The 16,489-nt window shown below is 71.0% G+C and carries 16 protein-coding genes and 1 tRNA gene; 10 read left to right on the top strand and 7 right to left on the bottom strand.

The genetic code is table 11. The features are described 5' to 3' along the window. Positions 1 to 102: 102 nt before the first annotated feature. A complete protein-coding gene (locus HUG10_RS11460) occupies positions 103 to 906 on the top strand; it encodes an HAD-IIA family hydrolase (protein ID WP_179169705.1) in 804 nt (267 codons plus the stop codon). A 7-nt stretch (positions 907 to 913) separates the two neighbouring features. On the opposite strand, the gene HUG10_RS11455 is transcribed toward HUG10_RS11460, so the two are convergent. From HUG10_RS11455 to HUG10_RS11445, 3 genes are all read right to left on the bottom strand, one after another. After that, positions 914 to 2,137 (bottom strand): mandelate racemase/muconate lactonizing enzyme family protein, encoded by a 1,224-nt coding sequence (locus HUG10_RS11455; RefSeq protein ID WP_179171064.1) that lies wholly within the window; start codon positions 2,135 to 2,137, stop codon positions 914 to 916. Positions 2,138 to 2,332: 195 nt separating this feature from the next. Next, complete coding sequence (locus tag HUG10_RS11450; protein WP_179169704.1) at positions 2,333 to 2,698, bottom strand: DUF7475 family protein; 366 nt, start codon at positions 2,696 to 2,698, stop codon at positions 2,333 to 2,335. 86 nt (positions 2,699 to 2,784) lie between these two features. Continuing rightward, the gene (locus HUG10_RS11445; protein WP_179169703.1) at positions 2,785 to 3,891 is read right to left on the bottom strand and encodes a glycosyltransferase; all 1,107 of its coding nucleotides are present in this window, start codon (positions 3,889 to 3,891) and stop codon (positions 2,785 to 2,787) included. A 167-nt stretch (positions 3,892 to 4,058) separates the two neighbouring features. Here HUG10_RS11445 and HUG10_RS11440 point away from each other — a divergent pair, with 167 nt between their 5' ends. The 8 genes from HUG10_RS11440 to HUG10_RS11405 all read left to right on the top strand — a co-directional run bounded on the left by HUG10_RS11440 (position 4,059) and on the right by HUG10_RS11405 (position 11,803). After that, positions 4,059 to 6,056: an aldo/keto reductase gene (locus HUG10_RS11440; protein ID WP_179169702.1), complete on the top strand. Its 1,998-nt coding sequence runs from the start codon at positions 4,059 to 4,061 to the stop codon at positions 6,054 to 6,056. Then, positions 6,053 to 6,838 carry a CDP-alcohol phosphatidyltransferase family protein gene (locus tag HUG10_RS11435; RefSeq protein WP_246310133.1) on the top strand — a complete coding sequence of 262 codons (786 nt, stop codon included), beginning with the start codon at positions 6,053 to 6,055 and terminating at the stop codon, positions 6,836 to 6,838. The genes HUG10_RS11440 and HUG10_RS11435 overlap by 4 nt, the downstream gene beginning before the upstream one ends. Before the next feature lie 119 nt (positions 6,839 to 6,957). After that, a complete protein-coding gene (locus HUG10_RS11430) occupies positions 6,958 to 7,992 on the top strand; it encodes a zinc-dependent alcohol dehydrogenase (protein WP_179169701.1) in 1,035 nt (344 codons plus the stop codon). Positions 7,993 to 8,133: 141 nt separating this feature from the next. Next, entirely contained in the window at positions 8,134 to 8,508 is a 375-nt protein-coding gene (locus tag HUG10_RS11425; RefSeq protein WP_179169700.1) for a CBS domain-containing protein, read from the top strand. Positions 8,509 to 8,590: 82 nt separating this feature from the next. Beyond that, positions 8,591 to 8,965 carry a 6-pyruvoyl trahydropterin synthase family protein gene (locus HUG10_RS11420; RefSeq protein WP_179169699.1) on the top strand — a complete coding sequence of 125 codons (375 nt, stop codon included), beginning with the start codon at positions 8,591 to 8,593 and terminating at the stop codon, positions 8,963 to 8,965. Between the two features lies 1 nt (position 8,966). After that, complete coding sequence (locus HUG10_RS11415) at positions 8,967 to 9,812, top strand: class I SAM-dependent methyltransferase (RefSeq protein WP_179169698.1); 846 nt, start codon at positions 8,967 to 8,969, stop codon at positions 9,810 to 9,812. After that, on the top strand, positions 9,809 to 10,363 hold the full coding sequence (locus HUG10_RS11410; RefSeq protein ID WP_179169697.1) for a metal-dependent hydrolase: 555 nt from the start codon (positions 9,809 to 9,811) through the stop codon (positions 10,361 to 10,363). The genes HUG10_RS11415 and HUG10_RS11410 overlap by 4 nt, the downstream gene beginning before the upstream one ends. Positions 10,364 to 10,507: 144 nt before the next feature. Then, positions 10,508 to 11,803 carry an O-acetylhomoserine aminocarboxypropyltransferase/cysteine synthase family protein gene (locus tag HUG10_RS11405; RefSeq protein ID WP_179169696.1) on the top strand — a complete coding sequence of 432 codons (1,296 nt, stop codon included), beginning with the start codon at positions 10,508 to 10,510 and terminating at the stop codon, positions 11,801 to 11,803. Positions 11,804 to 11,848: 45 nt separating this feature from the next. Here the strand turns inward: HUG10_RS11405 and HUG10_RS11400 are convergent, their stop codons facing one another. Further along, positions 11,849 to 12,937: a sensor histidine kinase gene (locus HUG10_RS11400; RefSeq protein WP_179169695.1), complete on the bottom strand. Its 1,089-nt coding sequence runs from the start codon at positions 12,935 to 12,937 to the stop codon at positions 11,849 to 11,851. A gap of 238 nt (positions 12,938 to 13,175) precedes the next feature. Between HUG10_RS11400 and HUG10_RS11395 the strand changes: the two genes are divergently transcribed. Beyond that, positions 13,176 to 13,565, top strand: a complete 390-nt coding sequence (locus HUG10_RS11395) for a DUF5518 domain-containing protein (protein WP_179169694.1) — start codon at positions 13,176 to 13,178, stop codon at positions 13,563 to 13,565. A gap of 261 nt (positions 13,566 to 13,826) precedes the next feature. Here HUG10_RS11395 and HUG10_RS11390 read toward each other — a convergent pair. The 3 genes from HUG10_RS11390 to HUG10_RS11380 form a co-directional block, all read right to left on the bottom strand. Further along, a tRNA-Arg gene (locus HUG10_RS11390) sits at positions 13,827 to 13,899 on the bottom strand. A 48-nt stretch (positions 13,900 to 13,947) separates the two neighbouring features. Beyond that, positions 13,948 to 15,486 (bottom strand): MATE family efflux transporter, encoded by a 1,539-nt coding sequence (locus HUG10_RS11385; RefSeq protein ID WP_179171062.1) that lies wholly within the window; start codon positions 15,484 to 15,486, stop codon positions 13,948 to 13,950. 349 nt (positions 15,487 to 15,835) lie between these two features. Then, positions 15,836 to 16,417 (bottom strand): 2Fe-2S iron-sulfur cluster-binding protein, encoded by a 582-nt coding sequence (locus tag HUG10_RS11380; RefSeq protein WP_179169693.1) that lies wholly within the window; start codon positions 16,415 to 16,417, stop codon positions 15,836 to 15,838. Between the last annotated feature and the right edge of the window lie 72 nt (positions 16,418 to 16,489).

The raw sequence follows: 16,489 nt of genomic DNA, 5'->3' as shown, positions 1-16,489 counted from the left end.
CTGCCGCCGGGAGACCTCCGTCGCAAGAGCTAATCCTCCGCTCTCTGGATTGTAGGGGGTGACGAACAACTTCGAATCGCGCTTCGGGCGAGTGAGTGTTCGGTGACCGATATCGAGGGGGCGATCCTCGACCTCGACGGGACGGTGTACAGGGGAGACGCCCTGATTCCCGGCGTCGAGGCGGCGATCGCCGCCCTCCGCGAACGGGACGTCGACGTGCTGTTCTTCTCGAACAAGGCCATCGAACGGCCCGCGGCCTACCGCGAGAAACTCGCCGGGCTCGGGGTGCCGGTCGACGACGACCGGATCGTCACCTCGGCCACCGTGACCGCGGCGTACCTCCGCGAGCACCACCCCGGCGAGTCCGTGTTCCTCGTCGGCGAGGCGCCGCTGGCCGAGGAACTCTCCGAGGCCGGGGTGCCCGTCGGCCCGCCCGCGGAGGCGGCGGTCGTCGTTGCCTCCATGGACCGCACGTTCGACTACGAGGTCCTGACGGACGCGATGGTCGCGCTCGAGGACGCCGACGCGTTCTACGCGACGAACCCCGACCGGACGTGTCCGGTCGAGGGCGGGGAGATCCCCGACGCGGCCGGGATGATCGGCGCGATCGAGGGCGTCACCGGCCGGGAACTCGACCGCGTCCTCGGGAAGCCGTCGTCGGTCGCCGTCGAGACGGCGATGGACCGCCTCGGCGTCGCCCCCGAGCGGTGCCTGATGGTCGGCGACAGGCTGGAGACGGACGTGCTGATGGGGAACCGGGCCGGGATGCGGACCGCCCTCGTCCTCTCGGGGGTCACCGACGCCGAGGACCTCCGGGAGGCCCGGACGGCGCCGGGACGGACCGACGAAACCCCCTCCCCGGACCACGTCATCGACTCGCTCGCGGACGTGCTCTCCGTGCTGTAGGGTTCGCTCAGAGTTCGAACGGTTCCTCGCCGGGTGCGAGGTGTGCCTCCAGCACGTCGGGATCCAGCGAGAGCCCCAGCCCGGGGGATTCGGGGACGGGGATCTCCCCGTTCTCGATGAGCGGGTCGCCCGTGTGCAGGTCGTCCCACCAGTCGACCTCCCGGGCGTGCCACTCGAGCGCGAACGCGTTCGGAACGGTGGCGCAGGCGTGGACGCTCGCCATCGTCCCGACCGGGCTCGAGATGTTGTGCGGCGCGACCGGCGTGTTGTAGGCGTCCGCGAGCGTGGCGATCTTGCGGAACTCCTGCAGGCCGCCGCACTTCTGGATGTCGGGGGCGACGAGGTCGACGGCCCCCTCGGTGAGGTACGGCAGGAACCCCTCGACCCTGACGAGGTTCTCGCCGGTCAGGATGGGCGTGGTCGTGCTCTCGGTCACCCTCCGGTGGGCCGCGACGGTGTCCGGGGGGACCGGGTCCTCCAGCCACGCGACGTCGAAGGGTTCGAGTTTCCCCGCGAGCCGCGACGCGGAGGGAACCCCGTAGTTCCAGTGGAGGTCGAAGCCGAGGGTCGGGTCGGAGCCGATCGCCTCGCGAACCGCCTCCACGATCGCCACCTTGTGCTCGATCGCCGAGTTGGAGAGCCGCCTCGTCGCCGTGTCCGCCCCGTCGACCCTCACGTCCAGGTCGAACTTGAGCGCCGAGAACCCCTCGTCGACGACCGTCTCGGCGACCTCCGCGTACGCCTCCGGCGAGTACATCTCCCGGGGGTCGGACGAGGACATCCCCGACAGCGCCTCGCCGGCGTGACAGTCCGCGTAGATTTGCACGGCGTCGCGATACTTCCCGCCGAGCAACTGGTAGACGGGGAGCCCCGTGAGCTTCCCCACGACGTCGAACAGCGCGGTCTCGATGCCGCTGACGGCCGCCTGGGAGTACCCCTTCGTGCCGCCGAGCCCCGAGACGAGCTGGGTCATGTGTTCGACGAGGCGGTCGAGGTCGAACGGGTTCTGCCCGACCAGCCCCGGTCCCAGGAACTCGACGTACTCGCCGGCCGGGCCGGTGAACGCCTCGCCGAGCCCGTACTCGCCCGCGTCGGTGCTGACCTTGATCAGGTTCCACGGGAAGTTCCCCGCGACCCCGACGCACTCCACGTCGGTTATCTCGACGTCGCGGCTCTCGGTCCGCCGCCGACCGCCCTCGCTCAGATCACGCCAGCCGACGCCCGCGTTCATGTCCGCGACGAGCGGCTGGTACTTGTTCCGGCTCAAGACGCGTCGGGAGACGGATTCCGGGACGGTAAGCGTTGCCTCGGTCCCCTCCCCCTCGACCGTCCGCGGACGGAGGGTTCTGCTGAAGGCCTCGTCGGTATCGGCGGGACGACGAGACGGATCGGATCGTGGGGAACCAGGGGGCTCGAGGGCTGTCGGCTACGACTCCCGCAGGTAGAGGACGACGAGGACGACGATGAGCGCGACCTGGACCACCTTGTCGACGATGCCCAGCGCCGAGAGGTCGGGGGCGTTCACCACGTACCAGACGACGATCTGACCCGCCGTGAACGGGATTCCGAGGAAGTAGAGCAGCCGACGGCGGTAGTTCGCCAGCACGCCGAGGCAGCCGGCCAGGAAGCCAACGCCGGCGGCGATGAAGCTCCATCCCATCGGCTCGGTGACGAACGAGAACCCGAGGAACAGGTGCAACACGCCGGTGATCGCTGCGAGGACGATACCCGCCCAGTGGAGCGAGCCCACCGTGTCGAGTTCGAGGAAGCCGTTCCCGCGTGTCGCGCTCATGGGAGACACTCGACGGACTCGTACTTAATCCATGTGCCGGGGTCGGCGAGAACAGCGCCCTCGACCCCGAAGGAGGGTTCCTCCGGTCACAGCCGGTCCGCGACGAGCGCCCTGATCCGCCGGTGGAACCGGTCGCGTCCGAACCGGTCGCGCGGAAGCGACGGCTCCCGTCCCGTCTCGATGGCGCGCGAGACCGTCGCCGCGGCGTCGGGAACGGACGAGAAGAGGTGCTCCTCCGCGCCGTCGAGGACGTCGCGCTGGCCGCCCGAGTCCGGCGCGAAGGCGAGCGTGCCCGCGGCGACGTACTCGGCGACGGTCATCCCGAAGTGCTCGTCCGGCTTCGTGGAGAGCCCGTACCGGTGCGTGGTCAACAGGGATTCGAGCCGGTTTCGGGAAACGTCCGTCTCCAGCGAGACGTACTCGCGGGCGTCGGCCGCCGCCGCGACCCGGTCGACGTACGAGCGGTACGCCGGCGCGGCCGTTCCGACCACGTGCAGGTGGACGTCGTGGCCGCGCTCCCGGACCGCGTCGACGATCCGGACGGCGTCGAGCGTCCGCTTGTCCGGGGCGATCCGGCCGGCCGCGACGACGCCGTGCTCGCGCTCGGCCCAGTCCAGTCCGCCCCCTATCGGGTCGACGGGCGGGTGGAGGACGGTCGGCTCCCGCCCGTAGCGCTCGGCGACCGCCTCGGCCGTCCAGGACGAGTTCGTGACGAGCGTGGCGTCGGCCGGAAGCCGACGGTCGCCGAGGCCGGCCAGGCGGGTCCACAGGGGGTCGAGCCGCCCGGCGTCGTCGTCGTCGACGGCCCGGCCGTTGAACTGCGGGTAGTGGACGTACTGGACCGACGGACGGGAGAAGTCGAACTCGTTGGCGGTGCTGACGAGGAGATCGACCCCCTGGGCGTGCCGGCGGACAAAGCAGTCGAGCAGGACGCTCCGCGGGGCCAGCAGCGGTCCGGCATGGTCGGCGACGAGTTCGAGCGCCGGCCCGAGGAACTCGCTGCCGGGCGGCGTCCGGACCGGGACCGCCGCCGCGGTGTCGAACATCCCGTTGAGCGTCGACAGCGGCGGATGCGAGAGCGTGAACAGGGTGACGTCGTGGACGTCCTGGAGCGCCTCGCAGACGTGGAGACAGACCGCGTCGGCGCCGCTCCGCAGGTCGAGCGTGTTGTGCACGACGGCCACCCGCGCCATATCGGTCGGAGGGTGCGCGGCGACAAAACTGCGTGGTCCCTCCACCCGCCAGTCAGCGTGGTCCCGGTCCCGCGTCCGCCGACCCGCCCGGTCCTGCCGTCCGTCGCCCCCCGACCGTGTGCATCAGTGGCACAACAACTTTCCTCGACCGGTCCGGGGTTCCACGTATGGACTGCGCGTTCGTGGGTGCGGGCGCCGTCGCCCGCGAGTACGCCGCCGGACTGCCGGACAGCCCCCTCCGGCTGACGGCCGTCTGCGACCTCGACCTCGACCGCGCGACCGCGCTCGCCGACGAACACGGCGCGGCGGCCTACGCGGACCTCGGGACGATGCTCGAGGCCGAACCCGCCCCCCTGCTCGTCAACCTCACGAGCCACGAGGCGCACGCTGGCGTGACCCGAACCGCGCTCCAGGCGGACCGCCACGTGTTCAGCCAGAAGCCGCTGGCGATGGACGCCGACGCCGCCGCGGAGCTGGTCGCGCTCGCCGAGGACCGGGCGCTGGCGCTCGGCTGTGCACCGACGACACCGGGGAACCCCGCGCAGCGCCGGGTCGCCGCGGCGCTCGCCGACGGCCGCCTCGGTCCCGTTCGGCTGGCGTACGCGCACGCCCACGTCGGACGGGTCACCGAGTGGCACGACGACCCGACGTCGTTCCTCCGGGTCGGGCCGCTGTACGACGGCGCGGTGTACCCGCTGACGCTGCTGGTCGCCTGGTTCGGTCCGATGGAGCGCGTCCGGAGCGCCGACGCCGTGTCGCCGTGGCCCGAACGGGAGGAGCGTCGACCGGAGCGGCCGAGCCACGTCGAGGCGACCCTGGCGTTCGCGGACGGGCCGACGGTGCGCCTGACCGCGAGTCTCTACGCGCCCCACCGGAGCCGCGAGTTCAACTCGCTCGAACTCCACGGCGACGACGGCTCGCTGTACCTCGCCGACTGCGGGGCGATGGCGGACGGGCGCGACCTCGTCCGGTTCGCCCGGTCCGGGCACGAGTACACGTCGATGCCGCCAGGGTACCCCGCCGAGGAGGGGTCGTTCCTCGCCGGCCCGGAGCGGCTCGCCGCCGGAATCGAGCGGGGGCGACCGTCGGTGCGGACGGGACGACGCGCCGCACACGTCGTCGCGACGTGCGCCGCCATCGAAACCCTCGCCACCGAGAACGCCCCCGCCGAGCGCGTCGCCGAGGGGGAACCGTCCGTCCGGATCGACGACGCCGGAACCGAGGCGGAGCCGCGATACGCGCCGGACTTCCGACCGACGTCGACGGGGGTCCCCGACGCCGCGATCCGGCTCCCGCGGGTCGGGTTCGGCTGTGCGCGCTACCGCGACGGGGAGTACGTCGAGCGGGCGGACTCCATCGCGGCCGCGCTCGACGCGGGCTACCGGCTCCTCGACTCCGCGGAACTGTACGGCAACGAGCAGCGCATCGGGGAGATTCTCGCCGCGCCGGGGACGCCGCGCCGTTCGGCGTTGCACCTCACCAGCAAGGTGTGGAACACGAACCACGAGCACGTCGCGGAGGCCTGCGGGACGACGCTCGCCGCGCTCGGCGTGGGGACGCTCGACTCGTACCTGCTCCACTGGCCCGACGCGTGGGAGTACCAGGGTCCGCTGACGGACCTCGCGTCGCTCCCGGCCGACGAGCAGGAGCGGCTGACGTTCCCCCGCGACGAGGACGGGGACGTCCGCGAGGGCGACGTGACCCTGGCGGAGACGTGGCGGTCGATGGAGCGGTTGGTCGATCGCGGCCTGACCCGCGCCATCGGGATCTGCAACGTCCCGCTCGACAGGCTGGAACGACTCGTCGGGACGGCCCGGATCCCGCCGGCGATCGTCCAGGTCGAACACCACCCCCGCGAACCGCGCGAGGCGCTCCGGTCGTTCTGTCACGACCGGGGCATCCGGCTGCTCGCGCACACCCCCCTCGACTCGGGCGACCTGCTGGACGACGACGCGGTCCGGGCGGTCGCCGACGACGCCGGCGTGACGCCCGCGCAGGCGGTGCTGGCGTGGTCGATCCGGCGCGGCGTCGTCCCGATCCCGTCGAGCATCGACCGGGACCACCTGGTCGACAACCTCGCCGCGGGGGGGCTCGACCTCGATCCCGACCTGCTCGCCCGCCTCGACGCCCTCGGGACGTCGGCGGAGGAAGGGGACGAACCGTGAGCGAAGCGACCGGCCTCTCGATCGGCAGGCGGTGCCGCGTCGAGGTCGCGCTCGCCGCGCTGGTCGGGGCGATCGGGTTGCTCGTCGGACTGCACCTGGCCGGGCGGTACCTGACGATGGGGACCGCGCTGCGGTGGACGACGGTGTCGGGGATGGTGGTCGGCTTCGAACTCGGCTACCTCTGGACGCACCTCGACGCGGGCCGCGTCGAACGCGCCGGCGACCGGGTCCGCCGGTCGCTCGGCGTCGCCAACGTCGTGACGCTGACGCGGGGCGGACTGTACGCCGTCGTCGCCGGCTTCGTGGTCGTCCCGCCCCACGAGCCGCTGCTGTGGGTCCCCGCGGCGAGTTACGGCGCCGGTGCCGCCCTCGACTGGTTCGACGGCGTCGTCGCCCGAGAACTCGGCCGGACGACCGAGTTGGGCACGAGACTCGACCTCGCCTTCGACACGCTGGGGTTCGTCGTCGCGCCGCTGGTGGCGGTCGTGTGGGGGCGCCTGCCCGTCTGGTACCTCTCGCTGTCGGCCGCCCGCTACGTGTTCAAGGCCGGCGTTGCGTGGCGTCGACGCCGCGGCCACCCCGTGTTCGCGCTGCCGGAGAGCAGGGTGCGCCGCCCGCTCGCCGCGTTCCAGATGGTCTTCATCACCGTGGCCCTGGCGCCGGTGCTCCCGGCGGGAGTCCTCCGGGTCGCGGCGGCCGTCGCCCTGCTCCCGTCGCTTCTCGTGTTCCTCAGGGACTACCTCGTCGTGTCCGGCCGGCTCGACGGGCGAAACGCCCAATAACGACCGCGGTGACCACTCCATGACCGAACGTCTCGCCATGACCGTCCAGATCACGCTCGTCGGACCGGACGACGACCGACGGCTCGCCGTCCGAGGTGCCGTCGGGGGGGACGACTGAGATGGGCGACCGGGCGCGGACGCTGTTCTTCGACTCGCCCGGGGAGGTGTCGCTCAGGGAACGGTCGATCCCGGAGCCGGGTCCGGAGGAGGTCCTGGTCGAGACGCGGGTCTCGGCGATCAGCGCCGGCACGGAACTGCTCGTCTACCGGGGCGACGTGCCCGAGGAGCTGTCGGTCGGGCCGACGCTCGCGGCGTTCGAGGACGGTGCCGAGGAGTTCTCGTACCCGCTGGCGTACGGCTACGCGGCCGTCGGGACGGTGACGGACCGCGGCGACGACGTCGACGAGGCGTGGGAGGGGCGGACGGTCTTCGCGTTCAACCCCCACGAGAGCCACTTCCTCGCCAGCCCGGACGCGCTGGTCCCCGTCCCGGCGTCGCTCTCGGCCGAGGCGGCCACGCTGCTCCCGACGGCCGAGACGGCGACGTCGCTCGTGCTCGACGCCGCGCCTCGCGTCGGCGAGCGCGCGGTCGTCCACGGCGCCGGCGTCGTGGGGCTGTTCACGACGACGTTGCTCGCCGAGTTCCCGCTCGCGGAACTGGCGGTCGTCGACCCGCTCGCGGACCGGCGGGCGGTCGCCGAGCGCCTGGGCGCCGACACGACGCTGCACCCCGACGAGGTCGGCGAACTCGGCGATCGGCGGGCCGCCGACGAGAATGAGGGGATGGACCTCGCGGTCGAGATCTCGGGCGAACCGGCCGCGCTGGACGACGCGATCGACGCCGTCGGCTACGACGGTCGCGTCGTCGTCGGGTCGTGGTACGGGACGAAGCGGACCGACCTGAACCTCGGCGGGCGGTTCCACCGGAGCCGGATCGACCTGCAGTCGAGCCAGGTGAGCACCATCGCGCCGGAACTGCGCGGGCGCTGGACGTCCGACCGGCGCCTCGACCGCGCGCTCGACGTCCTCGAGGGGGTCCCGGTCGAGGAGGTCGTCACCCACCGCGTTCCCTTCGCGGACGCGCCGACCGCGTACGAACTGCTGGCGGACCAATCCGACGGCTCGCCGCTCCAGGTGCTGTTGACGTACGACTGAGCCGCCCCGAGTTGGATTACCCACGAGTGCTCGGATTCCTCGTTCGGTTCCGGGGCAGGCGACTCGTCGGGATGCCCGATCGTACCAGCTTCCCCGGCTTTCCGGGGGAAACTCCATACCCTCCGCGTCCCTAGTGAGTGTATGAGCACCAACAACAGAACGACCGTCGAGGACGTGATGTCCACTCCCCTGGAGACGATCTCGAAGGACGCTTCGGTAATGGAGGCAGCCCAGCGGATGCGCGAGAAGGAGATCAGCGCGCTGATCGTCCTCACCTCGCCGCGCTCGATCATCAGCAGTACCGACGTGCTCGACGCCGTCGCCGACGGCCGGGACACCTCGGAACTGCAGGTCTCCGACGTGATGACCACGGACGTCGAGACCGCCGCGCCGGAACTCTACATGGAGGAGGCCGCCGCGATGATGGCCACCTACGGCATCAAACACCTCCCGGTCGTCGACGACGACTACGTCGGGATGATCTCCTCGACTGACGTCACCGCCCACCTCTCGTAAGCGTCGACGCGAGCAGAGACGCCCCCGTCCCCGCACCAACCCCACCCTGATTGTTAATACCAATCGCGGCCGTGAATCGGGTGTGTACGAACTCTCCGTCTCCCGCGACTTCGTCGCCCAGCACTTCCTGACGGTGCCGGACCCGGGACCGGAGGGAGCGGTCCACAGTCACCACTACGAGGCCGAGGTGCGCTTCGCCGGCCCGGAACTCGACGAGTACGGCTACCTGGTCGACATCGACGCCGTCGACGCGGTGCTCGACGACCTCGAATCGCGCTACCGCGACGCGCTGTTGAACGACCTCCCGGAGTTCGAGGGGAACCCGAGCGTCGAGCGGTTCGCCCGTGTCTTCGGCGACCGGGTTGCGAGTCGCCTCGACGCCCCCGCGCCCGAGCGGCTCACGACGCGGATGTGGGAGGACGACGTCGCGTGGGCCAGCCACGAGCGTCGGCTCTGAGATGGCGGGCGAGCACGCCCGGGTCAGGTACCTCGACGCGAAGCGCACCGTCGACGAGCGGGCGTTCGACCGGCGCGTCCGCGAGCGACTGCGGTCGGCGCTGCCGCCGGCCCCGTCGGTGTTCGACGCGGGCGCCGGAACCGGCGTCACCGTCCCGCGTCTGCTGGATTGGGGCGTCGACGCCGGGCGCTATCGCGGCGTGGAGCGGTCGGCGGAGCTCGTCGAGCACGCCCGCGAGGCCCGCGCGGCGGAGCTCGAACGGGCGGGCTACGACCCCGACCCGACCGAGTCGGGCTTTCGTGTCGCCGACCTGGAGGTCGCCTTCGAGCGGGGGGACGCGCTCGAGGCGGCCCGGACAGCGGACGCCGACCTCGTCGTCGCGCAGGCGTTCGTGGACCTCGTGTCGCTCCCGGAGGCTGTCGACGCCTTCGAGGCGGCGCTCGCCCCGGGCGGCCTCGCGTACTTCCCCATCACGTTCGACGGCGGCACTATCTTCCAGCCGGACCACCCCGACGACGACGCCGTCGAGCGTGCGTACCACCGTTCCATCGACGATCGGCCGGGTCGCGACAGCCGGGCGGGCAGGCACCTGCTCGACTTGCTCCGACGCGCCGACGGGGACCTCCTGGCAGTCGGCGCCTCCGACTGGATCGTCCGCCCGCACGATGGGTCGTATCCGGCGGACGAGGCGTACTTCCTGGAGTGCATTCTCGGGTTCGTCGCGGACGCGCTCGCGGACGCCGATGTCGACGCGGAGGGGTGGGTCGAGACGCGTCGGGAGCAGCTCGCGGCGGGCGAGTTGAGCTACGTCGCCCACGGGTACGACCTCCTCTACCGCGCCCCATGATGGCGCCCACGCACGTCGCGGTCAGCCTCGCGCTCGCGCTCCCGGTCGCCCTCGTCGCTCCCGAGTTCTCGACCGCCGCGGTCGTCGGCGCGGTCCTCGGCGGCACGGCGCCGGACCTCGACCTGCTGGTCGGCCAGCACCGGCGAACGCTCCACTTCCCGGTGCTCCTCTGGCCGGTCGCAGTCCTCGCGGGCGTCGCTGCGCTCCTCGCCCCGTCCGCGCTCTCCGTCGGCGCGGCACTCGCCGTTGTCGCCGCGGCGGTCCACAGTGCGAGCGACGTGCTCGGCGCCGGCGAGGAACTCCGGCCCTGGGAGCGGACCAACCCGAACGCGGTGTACGACCACGCCCGCGGCCGGTGGCTCGCCGCGCGGTACGTCGTCCGGTACGACGGTGCGCCCGAGGACCTCGCGCTCACGGTCCTGTTCGCGGCGCCGGTCGCGCTCCTGCTGACGGGCCCGCCGCGGTGGCTCGCCGTGGGCGTGATCGCGGTCGCGATCCCGTACGCCGTCCTGCGGAAACGGCTCCCGAAGTACTTCGCGAGGATCGTGTGATCGGCGACGGATCGTCGGTATCCGGCGAGGGAGGTCGTTTACCGCGGTCAACCTCGGTGTCATCGATGTGCCACGGCGTCACCGACGGCGGCAACGCTCACCCGACACGCCCGCTCTAATACGAGGGGAGCCGTATGGCCCCGTATGAGCGACGATTCCGACGACCGCTCGCGCGCCACCGACTCGCTTCACGCCGGCCAGGAGCCCGACCCCGCGACCGGGGCGCGGGCGCCGCCGCTGTACCAGACCACGTCGTACGTCTTCGAGGACGCCGACGACGCGGCCGCACAGTTCGCCCTCGAGGAGCCGGGGTACATCTACTCCCGGCTGATGAACCCGACCCTGGAGACGCTCCAGGAGCGCCTCGCCACCCTCGAGGGCGGCGTCGGCGCCGCCGTCACCGCCTCGGGGATGGCGTCGCTCGACCTCACCACCTTCCTGCTCGCGGAGGCGGGCGACAACATCGTCACCGCCTCGTCGCTGTACGGCGGCACGTACACCTACTTCACCCACACCGTCGAGCGCCGCGGCATCACCACCCGGTTCGTCGACACGCTGGACTACGACGCCTACGAGGAGGCGATCGACGACGACACCGCCTACGTCCACCTCGAGACCATCGGGAACCCGGCGCTCGACACGCCGGACATCGAGCGGGTCGCGGACATCGCCCACGACCACGGCGTCCCCCTGTTCGTGGACAACACGTTCGCGACGCCCCACCTCTGCCGGCCCATCGAGCACGGCGCCGACCTCGTGTGGAACTCGACGACGAAGTGGCTCCACGGCTCCGGGACGACCGTCGGCGGGGTCGTCGTCGACGGCGGCACGTTCCCGTGGGCCGACCACGCGGAGAAGTACCCCGAACTCGCCGAGGACAACCCGGCGTACCACGGCGTCAACTTCGCGGAGACGTTCGGCGAGGCGGCGTTCACCTACGCTGCCATCGCCCGCGGCCTGCGCGACCTGGGTAACCAGCAGGCCCCCTTCGACGCCTGGCAGACCCTCCAGGGGCTGGAGACGCTCCCGCTGCGGATGGACCGCCACTGCGAGAACGCGATGGCCGTCGCCGAGTACCTCGAGGACCACGCGGACGTCTCGTGGGTGAACTACCCGGGGCTCGAGTCACACCCGACCCACGACACCGCCAGCGAGTACCTCGACGGCGGCTACGGCGGCATGATCACCTTCGGGCTGGAAGGGGGGTACAACGCCGCCCGGACGACGGTCGAGTCGACGGAGCTCGCGAGCTTGCTCGCCAACGTCGGCGACGCCAAGACGCTCATCATCCACCCGGCCAGCACCACCCACCAGCAGCTCTCGGCCGAGGAGAAGGAGGCATCCGGCGTGACCGACGACCTCGTCCGCATCTCCGTGGGGATCGAGGACCCGGCCGACATCATCGCCGACCTGGACGCCGCCATCGACGCCGCGACGTAAGCCGTCGGTTCCCCCGGTCGGGGTCCGGATGTGTTCGACGTCGCGTCACGACTCTGCCGGGTTCGCGGCCGCGGGGAGCCGGACCGTGACGAGCGTCCCGTCCCCGCCCGCGTCGGAGACGGACGTGTGACCGCCCGACTCCTCGACCGTCATCTTGAGCAGCCAGAGGCCGGTCCCCCGGCTGTGACCGAGCTGCGACTCCGCGTCGTCGCCGAACACGACCTCCTCCAGCTCCGGGAACCCCGGCCCGGCGTCCGCGATCGTGATCACCACCTGCCCGTCGGCGCGGTCGTCCGACCGGCTGATCTCCACGTCGACGCGCGGCGAGGGGCGGTCGCTGTGGACGACGGCGTTCTCGAGCGGCTCCCACAGCGCCGGGACGATCCCCTCGATCGCCCGGACGCACGCCCGCTCCGGCCCCGTGAGGTCGATCTCCGCGTCCGGGTGGTCGCTTTCGAGGCCCTCGACGTGGCTCCTGACCGCGGCCGCGACGTCGACGGTCGTCAGTTGTTCAGTCCGGATCGCCTCCTCGATCATGCGTGCCCGCTCGGACACGTCGTGGAGGTGTTCCGCGCGGTCGCGAACCACCGCGAGCGCCTCCCGCTCCTCGGTCGACGCGGCTTCGATCCGATCGAGGTAGCCGAAGACGACGTTCAGGTCGTTGCGGATGTCGTGGCGGAGGACGCGGTTGAGGATCGAGGCCTGCTGGCGCGCCCGATCGAGTTTGCGTCGGGTGAGGTGCTGGTGTACGTCGTAGTTCCCCACGAGCAGGCCGATCGCCCCGCCGCCGATCGACCAGTTGATCAGGCCGAACTGGTAGTCGACGATCACGCCGCCCTTCACGATCTGGAAGTAGTAGGTGGCGAGCGCGGCCAACCCGAAGAGCACCGCCCCGCCGGCGAACCACAGGCCGAGGACGAGGACGTCGTCGCCCGTGATGGGCTGGTCCCTCGTCCAGGCGACCGTGTAGGCGAGGACCCCCAGCAGGAGGACGGGGGCGATCCAGCCGAACGCGAAGTCGAGGAGGGTAGTGGAGTCGCGGAACAGGAGCGCGGTGGCGGCGCCGACCAGACCGACCGTCGGGACGGCCAGGAGCGAGACTCCGGCGCCGTACCTCCCCCCCTGGTCCATCATGGATTGAGTGAATTGCGGGTTTAGTATAAATCACCTTCCACGTTCGACGATCCGAGCCCGGGGGACGAATCGGGTGCGGTGAGCCGAACCGGCCGAACGGAAGTACTCCTCGGAGTACGGGTTTTCCGCAGGCGTTCGGCGCGGTGAACGACCCCGGACTCGACAGGAAGACGAACGTGTCACGTAGTTCGCGACCGCATCGAAGCGCTTTTCGCTCGAAATTCGGTATCCGGTTCCCATGGTCCCCGATACCTCCACCTCCCCAACGGTCGACACGTCGACCGCGGACGATAACCGCAGCGCAGCCATCAACGGCTTCCTCGGCGGTATCGTCGGCGCGCTCCTCATGCTCGTCCCGCTATCGACGCTCCTCGGGGGCGCGATCGCCGGCTATCTGGAAGAAGGACGGCCGGAAGACGGCCTCAAGGTCGGCGCGATCGCGGGGCTCCTCATGCTCGTTCCGTTCGTGCTCGTCCTCTCCCTCTCGTTGTACTTTCTCGGGTTCGGCGGGGTGTCCGCCGTGTTCGGATTGATGGGCCTCGTCGGGCTGCTCTTTAGTGCACTGTACACCGTCGGGTTGAGCGTTCTCGGCGGGTACCTCGGCGTCTACCTGAAAAACGAGCGATAACCGGCTGAGTTCGGGCCGACGGGACGAAGACGTCCTCCTCGTGCAGCAGGTGCAGTTCGCGGCCTCTCGTTCGGCGAAGGGCTGTCAGTTCGTCGCACTCGCCTCGCTCGTCGGTGTGGTGGCGCGAAAACGGACGGGCGGTGAGGGATCGTGAACCACGTCGAGACGGTCGCCTCGCTGCGCTCGGCGCTGCGTCTCGTCTACTTCAAATCCCTCTTGCAGAACGGTTCCGGTCGCTCACTGCGTTCGCGACACGGAACACGGGCGGCGAGGGATTTGAACCCCCGACCTTTTGGTCCGGAACCAAACGTTCTGTCCGCTGAACTAGCCGCCCTCATCGTCCAGTATCGGCCGTTCGACGTTAAGGCTTCGGAAAGCCGCTCTAGCTCCCCGCGGGCGCCCCCTCGTCGTCGACGAGCGTCCGCTTCCACGTCCCGCGGGTGAACCACGCCGCCGCCGCGATGGCGCCGATGATCTGCCCGACCGCCATACCGATCCAGATCCCCTGCTCGGCGAAGCGGAGGTGGAACGAGAGCACGTAGACGATCGGCACCCGGCCGAGCCACAGCGCGACCAGCGAGAACGCCAGCGCAGTCTTCGTGTTCCCCGCGCCGCGGTAGGCGCCGAGGACGACCTGGAGCACGCCGATGAACGCGAACTCGACGGCCCGGACGCGGATGTAGTCCGCGCCGTAGGCGATGGTCGCCGCCGCGGCGTCCGTGCCGGTGGCGATGAAGGCGCCGACGATGGGCGCCGCGAACAGGAACGCGACGACGGCGACGCAGAGCATCACCGCCGTCCCGGCCTTCGCCGCGAGCCAGACGGCCTGTTCCGCGCGTTCGGGCTTCTCCGCGCCGAGGTTCTGCCCGACGATGGTGTTCGTGGCCCGCCCGAGCCCCAGCGCGGGGAGGAACACCAGCGAGACGAGCCGGTTCCCCAGCCCGTAGGCGGCGACGACCTCAGGCGCGAACGTCGCGACCATCGCGGTCAGGGCGATCAGCCCGAGCGCGGACGCGGACTGCTCCAGCGCCGAGGGGACCCCGATCGTGACGATCTTCCGGATGTACTCCAGCCGCGGCCGGAAGTCGGGCAGCGCCACCGTCGGCCCGGCGTCGGTGCCGAGCAGGACGTACAGCCCGACGACGGTCGCGAGGCCGCGCGAGACGACGGTCGCCACCGCCGCACCCTGCACGCCCGCGCCGTCGAACCCCGTCGCGGCGAGGAGGCTCGCCTCCAGTCCGCGGCCGCCGACCACGCCGAACACCGGGTTCCCCTCGAAGCCGAAGATGAGGATCGGGTCGAGCACGACGTTCACGGCGACCGAGAGCGCCATCACCAGCATCGGCGCCCGCGTGTTGCCGTAGCCGCGCATCAGCGCGGAGAAGACGAAGAAGCCGAAGAGGAACGGCATCCCGAGGAAGAACACCCCCATGTAGCCGCTCGCGAGGGGGATGACCTGCGTCGCCGTGGCCGCGCCCGCCGGGAGCACCCCGAGCAGCCGGTCCACGAGGAGGAAGCCGAGCAGGCCGACGGCGACCGCGATGGCGGTGATGAACGAGAGCGTCTGCCCGGCGACCGTGCCGGCGGCCCGGCGGTACTCGCCGCCGAGCGCAGGCGGGTCGTCCGCGTCCGTATCCGCGTCGTCCACCTCCTCGCCGTCGTCCCCGGCCGGTTCCGTCCCGTCGTCCCCGTCCACGTCGTCGTCCGCCCGTTGACCCGCGCCGGTGTACTGCGCGACGAGCGTCGCGCCGGCGACGTTGAAGCCGCCGCCGACGCTGATGAACAGGAAGATGAGCGGGAACGCGAGGCTCAGCGCGGCGACCGCGTCGGTGGAGTAGCGCCCGAGCCAGAGCGTGTCCGCCAGGTTGTACGCGACCTGGAGGAGCTGCGTGGCGACGATGGGCCACGCGAGGGCGAACATTGGGCGGGCGAGGTCGCCCTCGGTGAGCGACCCGCTCGCGGGGACTTTGCTCGACACTTTCGGTTCGTAGTACCGGCTCTCGGCGGGGGGTGTTGAACGCGTCGGAACGATTCTCGGGTGGTCCGTTTGCCGCTTTTGCCGCCGGGATCGGCTCGGTAAGCGCGACTGCTTCCGTGGTAGCGACCGCGGAAGCCCCCATGGCTCTTGGCGTTCACGAGGGCTATTCTCTAGCGAACGAGGGGGCTTCCTGGGTGGTCGCGGTCGTGGCTAACTCCGCCTTGACCGACCTGTTCACAGCGCAGTTGCCACTACGAGCACAGAACCCAGAACGGAAGAGAATCCCCGAAAATCAGGGCGCTTCGCCCGTCTCGATCGTGAAGTCCGCACGCGGGTAGGCGACGCACGTCAGCGTGTACCCCTCGTCCAGTTCGGTGTCGTCTAGCATCTGCTGGTTGTCGTGGACGACGTAGTCCTCGGCGTTGCCGCCGTCGGTGATCTGGCCCGCACAGGAGACGCACTGCCCCTCGCGGCAGGCGTACGGCAGGTCCCAGCCCTCCTCCTCGCCCTGTTCGAGCACCGTCTCGTTGTTGGCGAGTTCGATCGTCGCGCCCTCCTTCACGAACTCGACCTCGAAGTACTCCACCTCGTCCTCCGGAATGTCCGCCGGGCTGGACGACTCCTCGGCCGCGCCGCCCTCCTCGAGTTCGCCCTCCTCGCCGGCCGGGACCGCGCCAACCGCGCCGCCGCCCCCGCCGATGGCCCGGTTTCCGGGCTCGGGGAAGTCGGTCTCCGGAACGGTGGAGGCGCGTTCCTCGAGCACCTCCTCGGAGATGTCCGCGGTCGGCTCCCAGCCCGTCCCGCGGGCGAAGTGCAGGGCGACGAAGACCAGGACGAGGCCCGCGCCGAACCCGACTGCAACGGGGTCAACCATACGAGCGGCTACGGAGTGGGGGTTGAATAGGATTGTGATGTGTTCGGGACCCGTCGTGGGGCGATTCCCGGC

The sequence above is a fragment of the Halorarum halophilum genome, from assembly GCF_013401515.1.
Lineage (GTDB): Archaea > Halobacteriota > Halobacteria > Halobacteriales > Haloferacaceae > Halorarum > Halorarum halophilum.
The sequence above is the reverse complement of the archived record's forward strand: the minus strand, read 5'-3'. Positions and strand labels throughout refer to the sequence as shown.